The organism is Neobacillus sp. YX16 (assembly GCF_030123505.1).
Taxonomy (GTDB): Bacteria; Bacillota; Bacilli; order Bacillales; family Cytobacillaceae; genus Neobacillus.
The window spans coordinates 4,990,123-5,010,767 of the sequence record NZ_CP126115.1; the positions used below are offsets into that span (position 1 = coordinate 4,990,123).

The window sequence follows — 20,645 nt, forward strand, 5'->3', positions numbered from 1 at the left end:
TTCCCTCCCTTATTTATCAATTCCCATTATAGTTTATCTCTAATTGTTCACCATCATCACTTGCCAATTAATAAAAAAAAGGCCGAACTACTCGGCCCCTAATTCACAATGCAATTATTAAGTTGGGATACGTTACTTCCTGTAAAGTCAATGCTTAGCACTTTGGCTGTCATGTCAGGAAATGCCGTATTTAAAGATTGCTCAAGTAATTTACCCTTTCCCTCTTCACATAAACATAAAACTGTCGGGCCTGCTCCACTTAAGACCACACCGAATGCCCCTTCAGATTTTGCGAAAATAGCAACGTCATCATAAAATGGGATCAGCGGCTTCCGATAAGGCTGGTGAAAAATATCCTTTTCCATCATTTTTCCTGCTAATTCCCAATTCTGACTAAGCAGTGCAGCTACTAATACATTTGCGATTGAAGAAGCACGAATACTGCTTTGATAGGAAAATTCTATTGGCAAAACACCGCGAGAATCCTTCGTTAACAAACTTTCTTTCGGGATGACAGCAACCATTTCAAAAGAAATATCAGAAATAGAAACGACATCGACCTCTCCTGGTTGATAACTTCCGATAACAAGCCCTCCATATAAAGAGGCACCAACATTATCTGGATGGCCTTCAATTTCTGTTGCCAGTAATAGCTTTTCTTCTTTTGTCAGCCCTATTTCTCCAACGTAATCAGCAAGTTCTATTCCAGCAATAATCGCTGAAGCACTTGAACCAAGACCACGAGCCAATGGTATGTCACTCTCAACCTTGATTTTACAAGGATGTAACTCCTTGCCAAATTTAGCTGCAGTTTGAATGGCAATTTGAGAGATAAAATGCTTTTCGTCTGTTGGGAAATCCTTTAATTCATCTGAAGTTGAATAACATTCCCACTTCTCATTTTTCTCCACTTCTAAGCGTAAATATAAATTAAGGGCAACTCCCATTGAATCAAATCCTGGTCCAAGGTTAGCGGAACTTGCTGGTATTTTGATAACAAACTTTCCAGCATTCAGAGTCATCGGTGGACAACTCCCCTAATGTGTTCTGTCACAGCTTTCTCATCATTTGGCAATTTCTTTACATCCACAAAGCTGCTTTGGATAGCTGTATCCGGATCTTTTAAACCATTTCCAGTAAGAACTGCGACGATTTTTGATCCTTTTTCGATTTTACCTTTTTGGAGGGACTTCATCACACCAGCGATTGACGCACATGAAGCTGGTTCAGCGAAGATGCCTTCACTAGCGGCAATTTTCTTATACGCTGCTACAATTTCATCATCGCTCACTTCATCAAATAGACCATTTGATTCTTCAACTGCGGCAACAGCTAAGTTCCAGCTTGCGGGATTTCCAATTCGAATCGCTGTTGCAATCGTTTCTGGATTTTCAAATACACGATTATGGACAAGTGCCGCTGCCCCTTCTGCTTCAAAGCCATACATTCTTGGCAGCCCTGTTCCCTTATGATTCGCGTATTCTTTAAACCCTTTCCAATATGCACTAATATTACCCGCGTTTCCAACTGGTATCGCTAAAATGTCAGGTGCCGCCCCTAATTGATCACACACCTCAAAGGCTGCTGTTTTTTGTCCTTCTAAACGATAGGGATTAACCGAATTCACAAGTGCAATCGGTTCTTCTTCACTAATATTGCGGACCATTTGAAGTGCTTGGTCAAAATTTCCTTCAATAGAGATAATTTCTGCTCCGTACATCATTGCTTGAGCTAGCTTCCCTAAGGCAATTTTGCCTTCTGGTATTACAATAATACATCGGATTCCAGCTCGGGCCGCATACGCTGCAGCTGCAGCAGAAGTATTTCCTGTTGAGGCACAGATAATCGTTTTGCTGCCGGATTCTATCGCTTTGGCAACTGCCATTACCATCCCGCGATCTTTAAAAGAACCCGTCGGATTTGCGCCTTCAAGTTTAACGTAAAGCTCAACATCCAATTCCTTTGAAAGCCGTTCGAGCTTTACTAACGGGGTATTTCCTTCATTCAAGGTTAACATAGGTGTTTCATGATTTACTGGTAAAAATTCTTTATATGCTTCAATTAGTCCTGGCCATCTCATAATGATTTCCTCACCACTCTATATGCACTTTTTATTTCTTTAACCGCTGGTAAATCATTTAATTCGTGAAGAATAGCATCGTAATTTGTCAGTGAAGCCCGGTGTGTAACTAAGACAATTTCAGATGTCTCATTCTTTTTAACAGGCAGCTGTAATATTTTCTCAAAGCTGACACCATATTTTGCAAAGATGGAAGTAAGTTCCGCAAATACTCCAACCTCATCCTGTACATGGATTCGTAAGAAGTATTTAGAGTACTTTTCGTTATCATCCTTTAAGCGCTTAGGATATTGTGGCGTTACCGCACTGCGTCCATTTACACCAAGTCGTAAATTTTTCATTACTCCGACTAAATCAGATACTACTGCGGTTGCCGTTGGCAGACTTCCTGCACCTGGTCCATAAAACATTGTTTCACCAACTGCTTCTCCATATACATAAACAGCATTATACTCATTTTGAACCGACGCTAATGGATGATTGTCAGATAAGAATGTCGGCTGGACACTTACCTCTACTTTTTCCCCTTCACGGTGGGCATAACCTAACAGCTTCATTGTATAGCCTAACTGTTTTCCATAACGCAAGTCATCTTCTGTTATATTCGAAATACCACTTACTTTTACATCGTCTAGGTCAATATGCATTGAAAAACCTAAGGTAGCTAATATTGTCATTTTCCTGGCCGCATCCAGTCCCTCTACGTCTGAAGTAGGGTCTGCTTCTGCAAATCCAAGCTCTTGGGCTTCTTTGAGGACTTCCTCATATGCTAGACCTTCTTGGCTCATTTTTGTTAAAATATAATTAGTGGTTCCATTTACAATCCCCATCATTTGGGTAATACGATCAGAAGCAAGGCCATCAACTAAGCCTCTTAGGATAGGAATACCTCCTGCAACACTTGCTTCATAAAATAAGTCACAACCATTTTCAGAAGCAACAGATAACAATTCTGATCCATGGAGAGCCATTAAATCCTTGTTTGCCGTCACCACATGCTTTCCTTGACGGAGCGCACTAAGCAAATATTCCTTTGTTTCCTTAACCCCGCCCATCACTTCAATTACAACTTCTATCTCGGGATCATGCAGGATATCAGCTGGGGATGACGTTAACAAAACTGGATCCACATCAACCGGTCTTGTTTTATGTAAATCTTGGACCAGGATTTTCTTTACGACAACAGGACAGCCCACCTGATGCATTAATTTATCTTGATGATTTTTAATAATTTTCACAACACCTGAACCGACTGTTCCTAAACCGAGTAACCCAATTTTAATTGCTTCCATATTAATCCCTCCCACACTGTCTACCACATGCGTACAATTGTATTTATATAGTAGACATTATATGATTCTCTCAATATAATTACAATAGACTAATTTTTTTAAAAATTCAATGTAATCGCTTACCACCGCACCAGCATTGGTCTGCTTTTTTTAAAAAAATTTTTAAATTTGAATACTCAAAAAATTATTTATTTTATCCCTTTACAATACTAAAGATATCGATGTAGAATATTCTTTAAATTCAGGTAAATATTTAAAATTGTAATGATGAAGACGGCAGTAAGAAAATGCTTAAGAGAGCCGGTGGCCGCTGTGAACCGGTGCAATTTCTTAATCTGAGCCCAGCCCTTCTGAACTGGCAGACTGAAAGTATAGTAGGAATGCCCGGGAAAACCCGTTAACATGTTGAGGCTGCATTGTTTCTAGCAGCAAAAGAGGGTGGCACCACGTAGATCACGTCCCTCATAACAAGACAAATCTGTCTGTTATGGGGGACTTTTTATTTTTAAAGCGGAAGCGCCTTGTTCAGGGAAAAAAGAAGTTCATTTTTTCCTCGTTGCGACAGGCATAAGACGAGCCGGCGGAAAGGTTGCTTTTTAACCTTTTTGCTGGATTGGCTTATGACCCCGAACCCCTAGGCTGCTTGCGCTAGACAGTTTAATCTTATATTAAGAAAATGGAGAGGATGAGCAAAATGTTTAAGGTACTTGTAACAGATGGTATAAGTGATACTGGATTGAAAAAGTTGTTTGATCACCCAAATTTTATTGTTGAGCGCCAGCCTACACTAAAGCCCGAGGAGCTAAAGAATATTATTGGCGATTACGAGGCTTTAATTGTACGAAGCCAAACAAAAGTTACGGCGGAATTGCTTCAATATGCGGACCGTCTTAAGGTAATTGCAAGAGCAGGTGTAGGGGTAGACAACATTGATGTGAATGCTGCTACAGGAAAAGGAATTATTGTTATTAATGCTCCTGGTGCCAATACCATTGCCGCCACTGAACATACATTAGCGATGATGCTTTCAATGGCAAGAATGATTCCTCAAGCTCACAAAAAAACAGTTGGCGGCGAATGGGATCGTAATTCCTTCAAGGGAGTAGAGTTATACAAAAAAACGCTAGGTGTTATTGGTATGGGGAAAATCGGTACCGAAGTCGCAAAACGTGCTAAAAGCTTTGGAATGAACATATTGGGATATGACCCATACTTAACGGAAGAGCGAGCAGAAAAACTAGGAATGAAAAAAGCTAGTCTCGATCTAATTGCACGTGAGTCTGATTTCATTACGATTCATACACCACTTACAAACGACACAAAAGGACTTGTAAATGACGACTACCTTAGCAAAACAAAAAAAGGAGTCCGATTTGTCAACGTCGCCCGAGGTGGAATTATTGATGAAAAGGCATTGGTAAGAGCCATTCAAGCTGGACATGTTGCAGGTGCCGCTCTTGATGTTTTTGAAAAGGAACCGGTTGCTGACCCAGAATTGCTGCAAAATCCAAATATTATTGTTACCCCTCATTTAGGTGCTTCTACAGTCGAAGCACAGGAAAAGGTTGCCCAGGAGGTCAGTGAAGAAATCATTGAAATTCTCGAAACACAGTCTATCCGAAATGCAGTGAATATGCCGCAAATGTCTGGCGAAGCACAGCAAAAAATGCAGCCATACTTACTCCTTGGGGAGCAAATGGGGCAGCTTGTTGTCCAATTGTTAAAACATGCTCCTTCTAAAATCGAAATCAATTATTATGGCGATTTAATTGAAGAGGATACGGAACTATTAACTCGAACCATGATTAAAGGAATCCTTTCTTATCACTTAAGTGATTCTGTTAATTTGATTAATGCGCTTCATCTTTTGAAAGGACAGGGCGTTTCCTACAATGTCCAGAAAAATGCCAATAATAAAGGCTTTGCCAACTATATGGAGCTTGCCATTACAAAAGGCTCAGAAACAGCTAAAATTGGGGCAACAGTCTTAAACGGATATGGTGCAAGAATCGTGAAAATTAACGAGTATCGTATCGATGTAAGACCTGAAAGCCACCTCTTACTTGTTAAACATCAGGACGTCCCTGGTATGATTGGTAAGGTTGGATCTCTTCTCGGTGATTACCAAATTAATATTGGAACGATGCAAGTAGGCAGAACAACCGTCGGCGGGGAAGCTGTTATGGTATTAACCCTTGATAAGCAAATTACTACAGAGATTATTCGTGCCCTCACACAAATTAAGGGTTTAAACGATGCACAATCTTTAGAGTTAGAAAATGTTGATTCCTTTTATCCAGGAAGACTTGAGTTAGAGAAAGTTAAATAAAAAAAATGATGACCAAATCTGATATTGATTTGGTCTTTTTTTATCTGATGACGGTTGAGGCTGAAAAATTGCTTTAGAGGGAATCAGATCCACTATCTGATTACCGCCAAGGCTGAATTATTCATTCAGTGGGCATCAGATCCACTATCTGATTTCCGCCAAGGCTGAATTATTCATTCAGTGGGCATCAAATCTACTATCTGATTACCGCCAAGGCTGAATTATTCATTCAGTGGGCATCAAATCCACTATCTGATTTCCGCCAAGGCTGAATTATTCATTCAGAGGGCATCAGATCCACTATCTGATTTCCGCCAAGGCTGAATTATTCATTCAGAGGGCATCAGATCCACTATCTATTTATGATGGAATAACAGGGTAACCCATAATAAACCCGAAAACAGAGGGATTGCATGGCAATCCCTCTTAGTTTTTCTCGATAATTCCCCTCACATCAAGCACTGTATCGAGAATATAGTCTGCCTCGTGCTTTTCAAAGGTGCTTCTCGCATCTTTTCCAGATAATCCTGTCAATACAGCTGCAAACTGACATCCCATTTTTCTTGCAGCCAGCAGGTCTGCCAAAGAGTCGCCCACAACTAGTACCTCTTCACCGTTTTCAATCGGCAGTGGTGTATTTAAACAATTCTCTGCCGAAGATTCTCTGCCCTTAAGGCCCAAAATGTATGTAAACGGATCAGGTTTTGACAGTGACCTTCTTTCATTTAAACTCTTTTCTGCCTTTAGTACATCATCTGCCGTGACAATATAATTGATATCAAAGTGTTTCAGCCAGTCTAAGTGTTGGAAGGGTTGAATGGTTTCAAGCTCAGGTCTCCCCGTTCCAATCCCGATTTTTATCCCAGATTCCTTAAGGAATGAAAAAAGTGCTTCAATTTCTGCTTTATCTGCTAATGTGGTTTCATTTGCTAAAAAGCCTTTCTTTCCAAGCTGAACAGAAGGTCTGCCAGTGGAATTTCCTACATTGTCATCGCCAACGTACCATTCCTGACATGTATGCTCACATACTGACCATAGCTCGCTAATTCCACTAAATATAGATGTTTGAACCCCAAGCTTCTCTTCCGCTAATTGATTGAGGTAATTGAACAATTCTTGCTTTGTTTCCGTTGAATGTTCAAAATCAGGAACAAATCGATCGAAATCTAAGTTAACTTCATAATTATGTAGTACCCCGCCTATTTCAAGCAAAACTTCTCGATTAATTGGTTCTTGCAGCCACCCTTTTATTCTATCCTTCTCATTTTCCTTAATTTGAGATAATAGATGTATGAATTGATGACCAAAGGACAAATAAATCATATCCCAATTTGCATTAAGTCCCCTAGACTTCATAAGCTTAAGGACCTCATCATTTTTCCCAAATACAGTCTCACGGATTACCTTTATCTCTGCTGGGCTATAATCTGTTTTGTATTTTTTAGGTGCCATAGCCAAATAATTATTACTATTTAGCAATTCCCAAACAGTTAAGGCTGATGCATCAAAGTAATGCTCCTCACTTAACAAAACTCCATCAACATCAAATAATATTGTTCCAATCATCTAAAACACCCTCTTCTCCCTGTCCACTTTATTCCGTTATCGTAACACAGCAAAGACCAATATTTAAAGTAAATAATGATTGAAAAAACATGTAATTTTCACAAGGTAATTAATTGTTTTATATTAAGTAGTGTACAATTCAATATGTATGATTTAATTACAACCTTAAAAAAGTAAATGAAAAAAACACTGAAACTCAAAAACAGCTTAACACTTTAGTTAAGCTGTTTTTGAGTTTCTATTCGCTATATTGACTGTATAAATCTTTTACTGCTGCTATAAGTGCATTGACTGCTTTCCCCCTGTATCCCTCTCTTATCATTTCAACAATCTCATCAATCCCATCCTGTAAGCTGTGACCCTTTAATATTTGTTGAATATATTCTCTTCCATGGTCAGTGGCAAGGGTGCAGGAGGACTGGATAATGACCCCATATTTTTTATCAATCTCAACGGTAATCGTTAAAGAGTCAAATACACTTTGAGCTGCCATCCCCTGCGGCAAGCGGGAATGACCAGCGAGAAAATAGGTTTTTACCCCTGACATATATTCACACCTACCCTATCCTTTTATTAAAATATCTTCAAATGGCCAGGCCGGCAGCATTTTTCGCAGTGGTTTATCTTCGCGGTAACCAAGTGCATATTCCCCCTGCATAATGGTGTGAATTTCTCTTGTTCCCTCATAAATAACGGGTGCCTTTGCATTCCGTAAATAGCGCTCAACCGGGAATTCATTTGAGAAGCCGTAAGCACCGTGTATTTGCACGGAATCGTTGGCTGCTTCATAGGCGGCATCACAGGAAATCCATTTTGCCAATGAAGTTTCCTGCGTGTTGCGTTTACCGCTGTTTTTTAACCAGCCAGCTTTAAAGACTAACAGACGGGAAATCTCAAGGTTTGCAGACATTTTTGCGATCATTTGCTGGACGAGCTGATGCCTTCCGATTTCTTTGCCAAAAGTTTTTCGTTCCTCACAGTATTTTACACTTGCCTCAAGCGATGCCATGATTTGAATAATGTAATCATAGCCGGGCAGATGGGAGTATGTCCCAGTAGAACCAAAACCGCTGATTGATGCCAGTATAATTCCTTTATTACACTTTTTCATTTCCTCGTAACCGAAGCCCAGCCGCTTGAGAGTTCCTGGTTTAAAATTCTGGACAACTACATCCGCATCCAAAACAAGTTTTTTTAAAATTTCTATACCTTGTTCCGACTTCAAGTTTAGTGTGATTCCTTGCTTATTTCGGTTGGCGCATAGGTAGTAGGCACTTTCACCTTCCACAAAAGGCGGTCCCCACCCCCTCGTTTCATCTCCTGTATCAATACTTTCAATCTTTATTACTTCCGCTCCCATATCTCCTAAGATCATTGTGCAATATGGTCCGGCTAAAACTCTGGATAAATCGATAACTTTCATCCCATTCAATGGTCCTTGCACTCCTGCCCCACCTCATTTTAAAATAAATTTTAAAAAAGCCAGTGAAATCTTTCAATGACAAATAAAGTCACTGAAGGTTTCACTGGCATTTATTCGTGAATCTTCCTCTCGCTGGAGGATGAAACGAATTTGGCAGTTTCCTATTTAGTTAAAAACTGAAAACTATATATCTAACCCTATTGAAATATATTTTACTTCTAAAAATTCTTCAATTCCGAAGTGACCGCCTTCACGGCCAAGACCGCTCTCTTTATAGCCGCCAAATGGAACTTGAACAGCTGATGGCAGGGCATCATTAAGACCAATGATTCCGTATTCGAGTTGTTCTGTGATTCTAAAGGAACGGCTTAGATTTTCTGTATAAACATATGCCGCTAATCCAAAGCGGGAGTTATTTGCCCTTTCAATCACTTCTTCTTCTGATTTGAAGGTCGAAATCGGTGCCAGCGGTCCAAAGATTTCATCCTTCATACATTCCATATCGTCGTGAATAGCAGTTAAAATTGTCGGGGCATAGAAATAGCCATTATCTTCAGCAGGTTTAAGCCCGCTGTAAGTGACTTTTCCTCCCTTTTTAACTGCATCATTCACAAGAGCTTCTACTTTTTTATAAGCTCCCTTATCAATTAATGGTCCGATATCAGTACCTTCTTCAAGTCCGTTTCCAACCTTAAGCTTTTCTAATTCTGCCTGGAAAAGCTCAATGAATCTATCAGCTATTCCTTCTTGCACATATACACGATTCGTACATATACAGGTCTGACCTGCATTCCGGAATTTCGATTGTACCAATCCCTCTGCAGCCTTCACTAGATTCGCATCATCCATGACAATAAATGGGGCGTTTCCTCCAAGCTCCAACGATACCTTTTTAACATTTTCAGCAGCACCGCGCATCAACGTTTTTCCTACTTCAGTCGATCCTGTAAAGGTTATCTTGGTTACTCGGTGATCCTTCAGCCAAGTTTCGCCGATTTCCGCTGACTTGCCGGTGATTACATTGATTACACCATTAGGGATTCCTGCTTCATGTGCAAGTTCCACCATCTTTAAAGCGGTAAGCGGTGTCTGATTGGCTGGTTTTACCACGCAAGTACACCCTGCTGCGAGTGCTGGTGCTACTTTTCTAGTAATCATGGCTGCAGGGAAGTTCCAAGGAGTAATCGCTGCAACCACCCCAACCGGTTCTTTTCTAACAAGAATTCGTTTATTTGGTTGGGATGCTGGAATTGTTTCTCCATAGATTCGTTTCCCTTCCTCCGCATACCATGAGATAAAGCCGTTGGCGTATTGAACCTCACCCAATGCTTCTTTTAATGGTTTACCCTGCTCCATCGTCATAATCCTGGCAATTTCATGTTTGTTCTCATCAATCAATTGATACCATTTCATCATAAGCTGATAGCGTTCGTCAGCTGTTTTTTTCGACCAAGTTTTAAATGCCTTGTGGGCCGCATCAACAGCCTGCTCCGCTTCAAAAGCACCACCGGTGGGCACTGCTCCTAAAACTTCCTTTGTTGCTGGGTTAATAATCTCGGTAAACACCTCAAAATCATTCCCCACCCATTTTCCATCAAGATACATTGGATAGATTTGATACTTTTGCGTAACGATGTCCATTTTGTTTTACCTCCCAACCGGAACAGCAGAGTTGTTCAAATATACAGCCTCAAAGCTTTCCTCAAGAATTTGTAATCCTTCCTCCAACTGCTCATCTGTAATGGTTAAAGGCATTAGAAGGCGGATAACGTTACCATTTAGCCCTGCGCTTAGTAACATCAGCCCCCGCTCACCTGCGACTTTAACTATTTTTCCAACTGCTTCTTTATCAGGTGTTTTACTGTGACGGTCTTTAACTATTTCCATTGCACACATGGCGCCAAGACCACGGACATCCCCAATGCTATCGAAAAGTTCAGCAAGCTCTTTCATTTTCCCCGTTGCTCTCTTACCTATCTTTTGGGCCCTTTCATTAAGGTTTTCACTCTCAATGATATCGAGGACGGTAAGTGCTGCCCTGCAGCCTAGTGGACTTCCAGAATAGGTTCCGCCTATCTCGCCAACATCTGCTGCGTCCATAATTTCCGCCCGGCCAATGACCCCGCTAATCGGCACTCCTGCTCCCATTGATTTTGAAATGGTGATTAAATCTGGCACAATTCCAAAATGTTCAATTGCAAAATATTTACCGGTACGGGCGAACCCCGTTTGAATCTCGTCAGCTACAAACAAAATTCCATACTGTGTACAAATTTCTCTAACTCTTTGAACAAACGCTTTATCTGGAACGATAAACCCTCCCTCTCCTTGAACGGGTTCCATTACAACCGCAGCGATCGTTTCAGGGGCGACTTCCGCCAGTAAAAACGTTTCAAATTGCTCAATAATCATTTCATTGTATTGTTGTTCACTCAACCCTTCAGGGCGGCGGTATACATATGGATATGGCGCCTTGTAAACTTCTGGAGCAAACGGTCCAAAGCCGAACTTGTATGGCTTGACCTTACTCGTCATCGTCATGGTCATTAACGTTCTGCCGTGGAATCCTCGTGTAAAGGAAATAATTCCTTGTCGTTTTGTATATTTTCTAGCGATTTTCACGGCATTTTCAACTGCTTCTGCACCGCTGTTAAAGAAAGCTGTCTGCTTATTAAAATCACCCGGTGCAAGCTGACACAGCCTTTCTGCAAGATTGATATAAGATTCATACATCATGACATTAAAGCCCGTATGGATAAATTGACTTGCCTGCTCCTGCAGGGCTCTGACTACTCTTGGGTGGGAATGGCCGACATTTACTGTTCCAATCGCTCCAGCAAAATCGATAAAAATATTTCCGTCCACATCCTCAACAAGAGAACCATGTGCCTTTTTCACAAATGAATGACAATTATTACTGATTCCCTTTGGGACATATTTTTTTCTCAACTCTAGTATTTCTTTTGATTTTGGCCCGGGTATTTCTGTTAGAAGCTTTACATATTTCTTTTCCATTTCCGTGCTCCTCCATATTAAAAGTAAAACCTCTATGCTTTTACTAGATTTAAAACTTCCTTAAAGGTGCTGATAACTTTATCGACTTCCTCATAGCTAATTGTTAATGCTGGTTCAATTCGTATCGTCTTCGAGTTGATTAATGTTCCTGCCACTAGGATACCGCGGTCAAACATTCCCTTTGAAACTTCATAGCCGATTTCATCCTTATGGAATTCGATTCCAATCATCAATCCTTGGCCCCGAATTTCAAGGACTTTATCTTCATGTCCTTGCGCTGCTTCTTTTAGTTCCTTGATGAAATATTCACCGACTACTCCGGCTCTTTCTGGTAAATTTTCTTCGATTAAAACACCAATGGTAGCAATAGCGGCTGCACATGCTAATGGATTGCCGCCAAAAGTCGTTGTATGCATAAATGGATTTGGGAACCAGCTTTTGAACACTTCTTCTCTTGCTACAATCGCACCTGCCGGCATAACACCGCCCCCAAATGCTTTTGCAAGACAAATAATATCTGGAACGACATCATACAAATCGGCCGCAAACATTTTTCCGGTACGTCCCATGCCTGTTTGGACCTCATCAAAAATTAATAGAGTACCATATTCATCACAAAGTTCACGAACCTGTTTTAAGTATCCTTCTGGTGGAAGAATGATTCCTCCTTCACCTTGAATGGGCTCTAAAATGACTGCAGCAACATCTTCCCCTACCGCTGCACAAACCTCGAATGTTTTTTTCATCATGTCAAAATCACCAAATGGTACATGGCGGAATCCAGGGATTAATGGCAGGAATGGTTTACGGAACATTCCTTTGGCCGTTCCAGATAATGACCCAAGACTTTTGCCATGGAAAGCACGTGTTGTTGAAATAAAGGTCGTTCGCTCACTATACATTTTTGCGAGCTTTAATGCTGCTTCAACACTTTCTGTTCCACTATTAGTAAAAAAGGCATATTTCAAATCTCCAGGGGTAATATCCGCTAAAATTTTCGCCAGCATTGCACGCAATGGATCGAGCAGGTCTTGGCTGTGAAGGGCTTGACGCTTCAGTTGATCTGTAACTGCCTTTACGACCTTGGGATTACGGTGGCCGACATTGTAGATACCGAAGCCGCCGAGACAATCAATATATTCCTTACCGTTTACATCCTTAAAGCAGGCACCATTGTCTGACCATTCTACTGCTGCAAATTGACCATCCTTTGTTACCGATTTACGGTATGTTAAAAATCCTGGGTTAACGTGCTCACGGAATCCATCGACCGTTTCCTTTGTAATCCAGGCTGCTTCTTCCTTATTAACCTCTTCCTTTTCTATTAAACTTAAAACCTTATTAATGTATTCGCTTACTTGTTGATTCTGCTCAGTCTTTGTCTCTCGTGTTAAATCGATACTCATATGATCTCTCCTCAAAAGTCTATTAGTTTGAAAACCAGCCAATTGGCTCTACTTGTAAATTAATATTGATTTGTTTAATTTCTTGGAATTCCTCTAGCCCGGATGTTCCAAGGCTTCGTCCAATTCCACTTTGCTTGTAACCGCCCCATGGTGCTTCATTATAGGTTGGGTGATAGGAATTTACCCAGGTAATACCGGACCTTAACTTTTTAATGACTCGTAAACCCTTTGCTCCATCATTAGTGAAAACACCGCCAGCAAGTCCATAAACGGTACCATTAGCAAGCTTTACTGCATCTTCTTCATCCTTAAACTTCTGAATGACTACGACTGGTCCGAAAATTTCTTCCTGCACGATTCTCATTTCCTGCTTCACATCAACGAACACCGTAGGCTCGACAAAGTAGCCGTTATCAAGTCCATTGCTTACGATTCGGTTCCCCCCGCAGGCAATCGTTGAACCTTCCTGTTTTCCTAACTCAATATAATATAGGACTTTTTCCAAATGTTCCCTGCTAACAAGCGGCCCCATCTCTGTTGTAGGGTCATTCCCCGGTCCTACTTTAATTTGCTTCGCTCTTTCTACAAAACGGGCGACAAATTGATTGTAAATCGTTTCTTCTACTAAAATTCTTGACCCAGCCGAGCATACCTGGCCGGCACCAGCGTAAATGCCAAATAGAGCATAATCCACAGCCGTTTCAAAATCGGCATCAGCAAAAATGATGTTTGGCGATTTTCCACCTAATTCCAATGACACCTTTTTCATTGTGTCAGCTGCCGTTTTCATGATATGTTTGCCTGTCTTTGTACCCCCGGTAAACGAAATCATATCGACTTCAGGATGGGATGCGATTTCATTACCGACAACTGGTCCGGCACCCATGACCATATTGGCTACTCCTTTTGGCAGTCCCACTTCTTCAAAGATTTCAAAAAGCTTCTTCGGTGTAACTGGTGTTACTTCTGACGGTTTAAAAACGATTGTATTACCAGCGGCTAAAGCCGGAGCAATTTTCCAAACACTCATTAAGAGTGGATAATTCCATGGGACAATCAGACCACATACACCAACAGGCTCACGGACAACCATCGCCTGCATTGGGTCTGCTACATGATAGGTATAGCCGTCTGGCTTTGTAATCAGTCCTGCATAATAGCGGAAGCACGCTGCCGCATCGCCGACATCAAATCCAGCTTCTCTTAATGGTTTTCCATTATCCATCGTTTCAAGCTGTGTTAATTCATCTGCATATTCCTCAATTTTGTCTGCGATTTTAAATAAATAGGAGGCTCTCTCCTGGGCAGATATTCCTGACCATACACCTTCTTCGAAAGCCCTCCGTGCTGCAAAGATCGCTGCTCGTGCATCAGCAACTGTTCCTTCAGGGGCATATGAAATCACTTCTCCATTTGCAGGATTAATGACTGGACGTGTTTCCAGAGTTTCAGAGTCTGTCCATTCACCATCTATAAACATTTTAAGGTTAGCAATGCGGTTTTTTATCTCGACCATTATCAAGTCCTCCTTTATTCTCTCTTACTATCTATAGTTGCAAGAACTGTGCCAAAAAATAAAAGTGGCCATAATCGTGTGTTTACCAAAAAGAACATTTTTAGCTATTCAAAATTGCATAACTGTATTTATTTTTGCATAGATAAAAAAGCTGCTTCAGAATGTAATCTGAAACAGCTTTTATTTATATGGAAGATAAGTTTTCAATTTTAATATTTTTCTCATTTACTATTTTTTGATACTTTCTGCTAACCGAGGATTGGCTGATTCCTAATGCTTTTGCAGCCTTTGTCGTTGTTTTATATTGGTTCATAGCCAGAACAATCAACTGCTCCTCCACGTGTTCAATCGCCTCTTGCAAAGGAATTACTCTGGTAATCATAGGCTTTATCTTTTTATTATCAAAGCCCAGTGATAAAAACTGACTTACAAACTCAGCATCAATGGCAGGATGATCAGCGGTAACCACTAATCTTTCAATGATATTTTGTAATTCACGGACATTTCCTGGCCACGAATAACATTCAAGCACATTAATCGCATCTGGTGTTAAATGATAATTTCGATCATACTTTTCATTCAGCTGCTGTAAAAAATGAAAGGCAAGTAATGATATATCCTCAGTCCGTTCCCTGAGCGGTGGAATCTGAATCGGAATAACATTTAAACGGTAGAATAAGTCTTCTCGGAAAGTCCCATTTTCCACCATTTTTTCAAGCCTTTTATTGGTAGCTGCAATAATCTGGACATTCACCTTAATAGGTACTGTACTGCCAATAGGAATAACCTCTTGCTCTTGAAGAACACGTAAAAGCTTTACTTGAAGATGCAACGGCATTTCACCGATTTCATCAAGAAACAATATTCCACCATCCGCTTGTTTAAAATAACCTTCTTTTCCATTTTTATCAGCACCTGTGAATGAACCCTTTGCGTATCCATATAATTCACTTTCTAGTAGATTTTCAGGAATTGCCCCACAATTCAGTTTAAGGAATGGCTTTCCAGAGCGTTTCCCTAGTTGGTGAATGGCTTGAGCAATCACCTCTTTTCCCACACCAGATTCACCATTAAGGAGGACGGTCGATGAAAAGTCAGCAATTTTCTTAACCTGATTCATAATCTTTTCCATTTTAGGACTGCAATAGATGAGCTTTTTTAAAAAGCGATCCTTACTTTTAAAGTCATCTAATTCTTTTTTATATTGCTCCGTTATTTTCCGTATTTCCTGGAGTTCACTTTTTAAACGCGTTGTTTCTGTAATATCCCTCGAGGCAATGATAATCCGGTCCAGCTCATTTTCTTTATTAAAGACTGGATTGCCAACGGCAAGAATTTTTCTGCCTGTTTTTGTTTCCTGGACAACGGAAACTTTTTTTCCTTTTTCGATTACTAATCTTGTTACTGACGGGGTAAAAAGCCCCTGATCCTCAAGCTGCAGAATATTTTTTCCAATCAACTCTTTAAGATCTACCCTCCAAAAATCTTGTATGATATTGTCACTGTATCTGAGCAATTCTCCTTTGGCATTAACCACAAGAATTTCATCATAAATACTAGATAATATCGCATTCAAATCTCGATTCAAATCCTTTATATACTCTATTTCGTTGGCCATATCCTCGACCATTGGCAGATCCTGAACAACAATGATCATCCCTTCAACTTCATCATCATCAGTTAAAATAGGACAATAATCAACGAGAACTCCCGTGTCATTCGTTATTTCTAGATGGTTTAATATTGTTTTTCCTGTAGCGAACACGTTGTTAATCTGTTGAGCGCTAAAAATATTTCCCCCTGGATAATTAAGCACCTGTTCAGCAGTAGATTTAATCATCTTTAACCCTGATTCATTGCAATTAATCATTTGTTTCTCTTTATCAAGTACAAAAATCCCCATCGGTATCGAGGTAAGAAGGATTTTCAATAAATCTACACTTTTATTTTCTTGTTTAAAAAGCTCCGCCAAAACATCTTCTCTTCGTATGTATCCTAACGGTTCGCCATCCTCACCAATTATGATTGCGAACGGCTCACCAATGATCTGGAACAATGAGGGGAAAGAAATATTCTTGTTAAGGAAACAAATACTTTTGATAGATTTGGCCTGACCTAGCAAAGCCTCTGTGGAATAATTTTTGCTTTCAAGCAGCTCAAGTAATGGATTATTGATTGGTGCATAGGCAAATAATTGACCTTGTTTTTTTAAGAATATAAAGGGTTCTTTGCATTGTTCTAAAGTCGATTTCAATGCAACTTCTTCATCTATTGTGATAGAAATTATTGGCTTAATCTTATCCTTTGCGACGGAAAACATCTTTTCATCCCCCTTATCCTTATCAATCTAATATTATCACTTTGTTTCGAATTTTTTAAATAGAAAAAAAGAAGATGTGATGTCCATCTTCTTTTTTCTAGCATTTAATCACTGCCTGTTACAAATAAATCTTCTTTTATAAAGGCAAGGACCATGCCGGGAATAACATAGTCCCCTTCCTGAACCTCAAGTGATTCTACCTCACCACTTAAACCTGTTTGAATCATTTGAACTTTACCTTCGGCCGTTTTAATTTGAAATAATGGTTCCCATTCATATATCCGTGTTTCACTTTGGATTGAAACTTTTTCAACCACCCCATGGCATGGACTAAGTACCACTCCAAAATACATCGTATCACTCCCCTAGTTTATTGCTAGTATTGTTCCTGAAAGGGCCCTGATTGTAATACCAAGCCAAAAAAATCTTGAAATTCTGCAATATCCTCTTCTTCTATTCCTAGTCGATTAGCCCAAAAATGAGGAGCATAGGTATCCTCTTGGCAAAGTAAAACCATATTCCCTGTTTGCATGGAAGTGACCATTGCTTTGCCATAAAAATGATTCGAGTAGCAAATGGTCAAATCGTAGCGATGATTATTTGAAATGAGACAAAAGTAATGCAGGAGTTGTTGATCTTTTTGTTCTGACAGAATATCAAGCTTCATTTCATCTTCTCCTTTCCATGAGATATTTTAATATTTCAACCAGCCTCTTAATCTCGAGGTTTCTGCCAGTTTTTTTATTCCCTCAATATAAGCAGCAATTTTCATATTCACTCCATACTTTTCAGCGGTGTTATGCACATTTTTAAAGCTATCTGTTATTTTTTCCTTTAATCGAGTATCCACCGTTTCCCCTGTCCAATAATAGCCTTGGTTATTTTGACACCACTCAAAGTAGGAAACAATTACACCACCGGAATTTGCAAGTATATCAGGGACAACTAGAATTTCGTGCTCATCCAAAATTTTTAAAGCCTCTTTGGTTGTAGGTCCATTAGCTGCTTCAATTACAATATTGCATTTAAGCTTGCTTGCATTTTGTTTGTTGATTACGCCTGAAATAGCCGCTGGAATCAGAACATCACACTCCTTTTCCAGCAGTTCCTGATTAGTGATTCTGTTATTAGGTCGATTGGTTATGATACCGAAAGAGTCTCTATTTTCTAGGAGATAGGGTATATCCAATCCATTTTCGTCATATAAACCACCTATTGCATCCCCAATTCCAATTACCTTTGCCCCTAAATCATATAAATACTGAGCCAAGTAACTGCCTACATTTCCAAAGCCTTGAATAATGACCCGCATATCCGTTAAAGGAATACTCTTCAATTCGCATACCATTTGCAGCGTATATAGTACACCTTTCGAAGTAGCTGTCTCCCTGCCTTTAGATCCCCCTAAAGCAATCGGTTTCCCGGTAATAAAACCCGGCGAATCGAATTCACGAATATGGTCATACTCATCGAGCATCCATGCCATTATTTGCGAATTGGTATACATATCCGGAGCCGGAATATCTTTCGTCGGTCCGACCATTTGGCTGACTGCTCTTACATATCCCCTGCTTAATCGCTCTAACTCATCTAAACTCATTTTCCGCGGGTCACAGACAATCCCGCCTTTTGCCCCTCCATATGGAAGGTCCGTGATGCCGCATTTTAAACTCATCCAGCCAGCCAGCGCTTTTACCTCTTCTGGCGTAACATCTGGATGGAAGCGAATACCGCCCTTAGTCGGTCCTGAGGCATCATTATGCTGTGCCCGATAGCCCTGAAAAATCTCTGTTTGCCCATTATCCATGCGAATAGGAATACTCACTTCCAAAAATCTCATTGGCTTCTTTAAGAATTCGAAGACCTGAGGGGGATAGTTCAATATGTCAACTGCTTCTTTAAGGATTTCCTGAAACTCAGTAAGTGAATTATCCTTTTCCTTTACACCCTCATTCTTTTTCAAATCTAAAGATTCGATAGCCATCATAACACCTCATTTTTTATTGTTATTAATCTAATTAGCAAGTTCCGTGCCAAATGAAGAAACACCAGAATCCCAAAGCCTTATTAACATTTTTCTAACGCAATAGAATGGATATTATGAAAATATGACTGTTTTATTCAGAACTGCATACATTTGAAAAGTGAAAAAAATACGCATTCCCACGGTGGGGAATACGTATGATTTCCATCCTATTATATTTCTGCTTCCTCTGCCTTATATTGAGGAGGTGCTACTTTGAAGGCTTTTGTTAGAAATACCAGATAGACAAGTCCGATGAGGAACCAGCCGGCACCCATGATTAAAGAACTAAGCTCTAGATTGATCCAAAGGATTGCTACTGCTCCGGCTCCAAGTAATGGCATGATAACGTAATCAAAAAATCCCTTTGGAGTGCGGTGCATTTTTTCGCGGACAGCGAAATGACTAATTACCGATAGATTAACAAACGTAAAAGCCATTAATGCTCCGAAATTAATGAGTGAAGTGGCTGTTACTAAATCAAAGAACCAGGCAGATAGTGAAATCACTCCAACGATTAAAACATTTATGGCAGGTGTTCTCCATTTTGGATGTACGTATCCAAACCATTTTTCCGGGAATACTTTATCGCGCCCCATAACATACAAGAGCCTGGAAACACTTGCGTGAGAGGCAAGTCCTGATGCAAGTGTATTCACAAAGGTTGTACATAAAAAAATCGACTGAAACAGCTTCCCACCAACATAAAGGGCAATTTCAGGTAAAGCTGCCTCTGAATCAATGAAACGCGAATTATCTGGAAAAAATGACTGGATAAAAAATGAGGTAGTAATAAAAATTCCCCCTCCCCATAAAGCTGTAAGGAGAATTGCTTTCGGGATTGTTTTTTCTGGATTTGGCGTTTCTTCCGATAATGTCGTAACGGCATCAAAACCAAGAAAGGAAAAGCAGAGTATCGTTGCTCCTGTTATCAGGATTGGCAGGTTCATGCCCTCAACAAAAAACGGCTGCATGCTAAAAACAGTTCCCGTTCCTTCTCCTGCATTAAGCCCTTTAATAACTAGGATTATGAAGACAACCATGATTAATATTTGTACAAGAACAAAAAGTGTATTGAAATTTGCCAGTACATTGACGCTTCGTAAATTAAGGAAGGTTACAATTCCAACAAATACTAATACCCAAATGAAATCCGGAACGGACGGAAACAAAGCATTCAAGTAAAGTTTGGTTAACAACGCATTTACCATTGGCAAAAATAAATAATCAAGCAAGGATGACCAGCCAACAAGAAAACCGAGATGCCTGTTCATTGCTTTTTGGGTATAGGTATAGGCTGAGCCTGCCTGAGGAAAAACCCTTACTAGCTTGCCGTAACTAACCGCAGTGAAAAGCATACCAATTAAGGCAATAGCATAAGCGGCAGGTACATGTCCGTTTGTTTCACCAGAAACAATTCCAAATGTATCAAATACTACCATGGGTGTCATATATGCTAACCCCATAATGACAACCTGCCATAACTTTAACGATCTTTTCAACTTTACGCCATTTTCCACATATCATTCCCCCTCTTATATTAAAGCGTTTTCATTCTGATGTTACCCCTTTGCCTGCTATAAATTTTTTATTCCCCCTCCACTTTCTAAATTCACTATGTATTTATGCAATTTATATGCCAAAGTTAATTTTCATTAAAATACAGTTGTGTTTA

At 40.0% G+C, this 20,645-nt stretch carries 16 protein-coding genes and 1 other annotated feature; of the genes, 1 reads left to right on the top strand and 15 read right to left on the bottom strand.

The genetic code is table 11. The annotated features are described in order from the left end of the window. Nucleotides 1-98: 98 nt before the first annotated feature. The 3 genes from thrB to QNH48_RS24755 are packed head-to-tail and all read right to left on the bottom strand — an operon-like array spanning nucleotide 99 to nucleotide 3,372. Complete coding sequence (thrB, locus tag QNH48_RS24745; protein WP_283952390.1) at nucleotides 99-1,022, bottom strand: homoserine kinase; 924 nt, start codon at nucleotides 1,020-1,022, stop codon at nucleotides 99-101. Then, nucleotides 1,019-2,080 (bottom strand): threonine synthase, encoded by a 1,062-nt coding sequence (gene thrC, locus QNH48_RS24750; RefSeq protein WP_283952391.1) that lies wholly within the window; start codon nucleotides 2,078-2,080, stop codon nucleotides 1,019-1,021. Before thrC ends, thrB begins: the two co-directional genes overlap by 4 nt. Further along, the gene (locus QNH48_RS24755) at nucleotides 2,077-3,372 is read right to left on the bottom strand and encodes a homoserine dehydrogenase (RefSeq protein WP_283952392.1); all 1,296 of its coding nucleotides are present in this window, start codon (nucleotides 3,370-3,372) and stop codon (nucleotides 2,077-2,079) included. Before QNH48_RS24755 ends, thrC begins: the two co-directional genes overlap by 4 nt. A gap of 255 nt (nucleotides 3,373-3,627) precedes the next feature. Beyond that, nucleotides 3,628-3,838: a binding site (T-box leader), on the top strand. Nucleotides 3,839-4,066: 228 nt separating this feature from the next. Between QNH48_RS24755 and serA the strand changes: the two genes are divergently transcribed. Continuing rightward, nucleotides 4,067-5,701, top strand: coding sequence for a phosphoglycerate dehydrogenase (gene serA / locus QNH48_RS24760; protein WP_283952393.1), 1,635 nt, complete (start codon nucleotides 4,067-4,069; stop codon nucleotides 5,699-5,701). 426 nt (nucleotides 5,702-6,127) lie between these two features. Here the strand turns inward: serA and QNH48_RS24765 are convergent, their stop codons facing one another. From QNH48_RS24765 to QNH48_RS24820, 12 genes are all read right to left on the bottom strand, one after another. Continuing rightward, nucleotides 6,128-7,267, bottom strand: a complete 1,140-nt coding sequence (locus tag QNH48_RS24765) for an HAD family hydrolase (protein WP_283952394.1) — start codon at nucleotides 7,265-7,267, stop codon at nucleotides 6,128-6,130. Between the two features lie 238 nt (nucleotides 7,268-7,505). Continuing rightward, nucleotides 7,506-7,814: a DUF3870 domain-containing protein gene (locus QNH48_RS24770; protein WP_095248163.1), complete on the bottom strand. Its 309-nt coding sequence runs from the start codon at nucleotides 7,812-7,814 to the stop codon at nucleotides 7,506-7,508. A gap of 15 nt (nucleotides 7,815-7,829) precedes the next feature. Further along, nucleotides 7,830-8,711: a CoA transferase gene (locus tag QNH48_RS24775; RefSeq protein WP_283952395.1), complete on the bottom strand. Its 882-nt coding sequence runs from the start codon at nucleotides 8,709-8,711 to the stop codon at nucleotides 7,830-7,832. A gap of 162 nt (nucleotides 8,712-8,873) precedes the next feature. Next, entirely contained in the window at nucleotides 8,874-10,295 is a 1,422-nt protein-coding gene (locus tag QNH48_RS24780) for an NAD-dependent succinate-semialdehyde dehydrogenase (RefSeq protein WP_133369295.1), read from the bottom strand. 42 nt (nucleotides 10,296-10,337) lie between these two features. Continuing rightward, nucleotides 10,338-11,705, bottom strand: a complete 1,368-nt coding sequence (gabT, locus tag QNH48_RS24785; RefSeq protein ID WP_095248169.1) for a 4-aminobutyrate--2-oxoglutarate transaminase — start codon at nucleotides 11,703-11,705, stop codon at nucleotides 10,338-10,340. 32 nt (nucleotides 11,706-11,737) lie between these two features. Continuing rightward, complete coding sequence (locus QNH48_RS24790; RefSeq protein ID WP_283952396.1) at nucleotides 11,738-13,111, bottom strand: putrescine aminotransferase; 1,374 nt, start codon at nucleotides 13,109-13,111, stop codon at nucleotides 11,738-11,740. A 22-nt stretch (nucleotides 13,112-13,133) separates the two neighbouring features. Beyond that, nucleotides 13,134-14,606: an aldehyde dehydrogenase family protein gene (locus QNH48_RS24795; RefSeq protein WP_283955880.1), complete on the bottom strand. Its 1,473-nt coding sequence runs from the start codon at nucleotides 14,604-14,606 to the stop codon at nucleotides 13,134-13,136. A gap of 205 nt (nucleotides 14,607-14,811) precedes the next feature. Continuing rightward, nucleotides 14,812-16,947, bottom strand: a complete 2,136-nt coding sequence (locus tag QNH48_RS24800; protein WP_283952397.1) for a sigma 54-interacting transcriptional regulator — start codon at nucleotides 16,945-16,947, stop codon at nucleotides 14,812-14,814. A 104-nt stretch (nucleotides 16,948-17,051) separates the two neighbouring features. Then, entirely contained in the window at nucleotides 17,052-17,300 is a 249-nt protein-coding gene (locus tag QNH48_RS24805; RefSeq protein ID WP_133369235.1) for a biotin/lipoyl attachment domain-containing protein, read from the bottom strand. A gap of 23 nt (nucleotides 17,301-17,323) precedes the next feature. Further along, complete coding sequence (locus QNH48_RS24810; RefSeq protein ID WP_095248176.1) at nucleotides 17,324-17,614, bottom strand: SAV0927 family protein; 291 nt, start codon at nucleotides 17,612-17,614, stop codon at nucleotides 17,324-17,326. 27 nt (nucleotides 17,615-17,641) lie between these two features. After that, nucleotides 17,642-18,931, bottom strand: coding sequence for a Glu/Leu/Phe/Val family dehydrogenase (locus tag QNH48_RS24815; protein WP_283955881.1), 1,290 nt, complete (start codon nucleotides 18,929-18,931; stop codon nucleotides 17,642-17,644). 212 nt (nucleotides 18,932-19,143) lie between these two features. Continuing rightward, nucleotides 19,144-20,490, bottom strand: a complete 1,347-nt coding sequence (locus QNH48_RS24820; RefSeq protein ID WP_283952398.1) for an APC family permease — start codon at nucleotides 20,488-20,490, stop codon at nucleotides 19,144-19,146. Between the last annotated feature and the right edge of the window lie 155 nt (nucleotides 20,491-20,645).

Bases quoted from the DNA above. Each gene is read 5' to 3' on its own strand.
- thrB (WP_283952390.1), bottom strand. From the start codon at position 1,022: ATGACTCTGAATGCTGGAAAGTTTGTTATCAAAATACCAGCAAGTTCC.
- thrC (WP_283952391.1), bottom strand. From the start codon at position 2,080: ATGAGATGGCCAGGACTAATTGAAGCATATAAAGAATTTTTACCAGTA.
- QNH48_RS24755 (WP_283952392.1), bottom strand. From the start codon at position 3,372: ATGGAAGCAATTAAAATTGGGTTACTCGGTTTAGGAACAGTCGGTTCA.
- serA (WP_283952393.1), top strand. From the start codon at position 4,067: ATGTTTAAGGTACTTGTAACAGATGGTATAAGTGATACTGGATTGAAA.
- QNH48_RS24765 (WP_283952394.1), bottom strand. From the start codon at position 7,267: ATGATTGGAACAATATTATTTGATGTTGATGGAGTTTTGTTAAGTGAG.
- QNH48_RS24770 (WP_095248163.1), bottom strand. From the start codon at position 7,814: ATGTCAGGGGTAAAAACCTATTTTCTCGCTGGTCATTCCCGCTTGCCG.
- QNH48_RS24780 (WP_133369295.1), bottom strand. From the start codon at position 10,295: ATGTATCTTGATGGAAAATGGGTGGGGAATGATTTTGAGGTGTTTACC.
- gabT (WP_095248169.1), bottom strand. From the start codon at position 11,705: ATGGAAAAGAAATATGTAAAGCTTCTAACAGAAATACCCGGGCCAAAA.
- QNH48_RS24790 (WP_283952396.1), bottom strand. From the start codon at position 13,111: ATGAGTATCGATTTAACACGAGAGACAAAGACTGAGCAGAATCAACAA.
- QNH48_RS24800 (WP_283952397.1), bottom strand. From the start codon at position 16,947: ATGTTTTCCGTCGCAAAGGATAAGATTAAGCCAATAATTTCTATCACA.
- QNH48_RS24805 (WP_133369235.1), bottom strand. From the start codon at position 17,300: ATGTATTTTGGAGTGGTACTTAGTCCATGCCATGGGGTGGTTGAAAAA.
- QNH48_RS24810 (WP_095248176.1), bottom strand. From the start codon at position 17,614: ATGAAGCTTGATATTCTGTCAGAACAAAAAGATCAACAACTCCTGCAT.
- QNH48_RS24815 (WP_283955881.1), bottom strand. From the start codon at position 18,931: ATGGCTATCGAATCTTTAGATTTGAAAAAGAATGAGGGTGTAAAGGAA.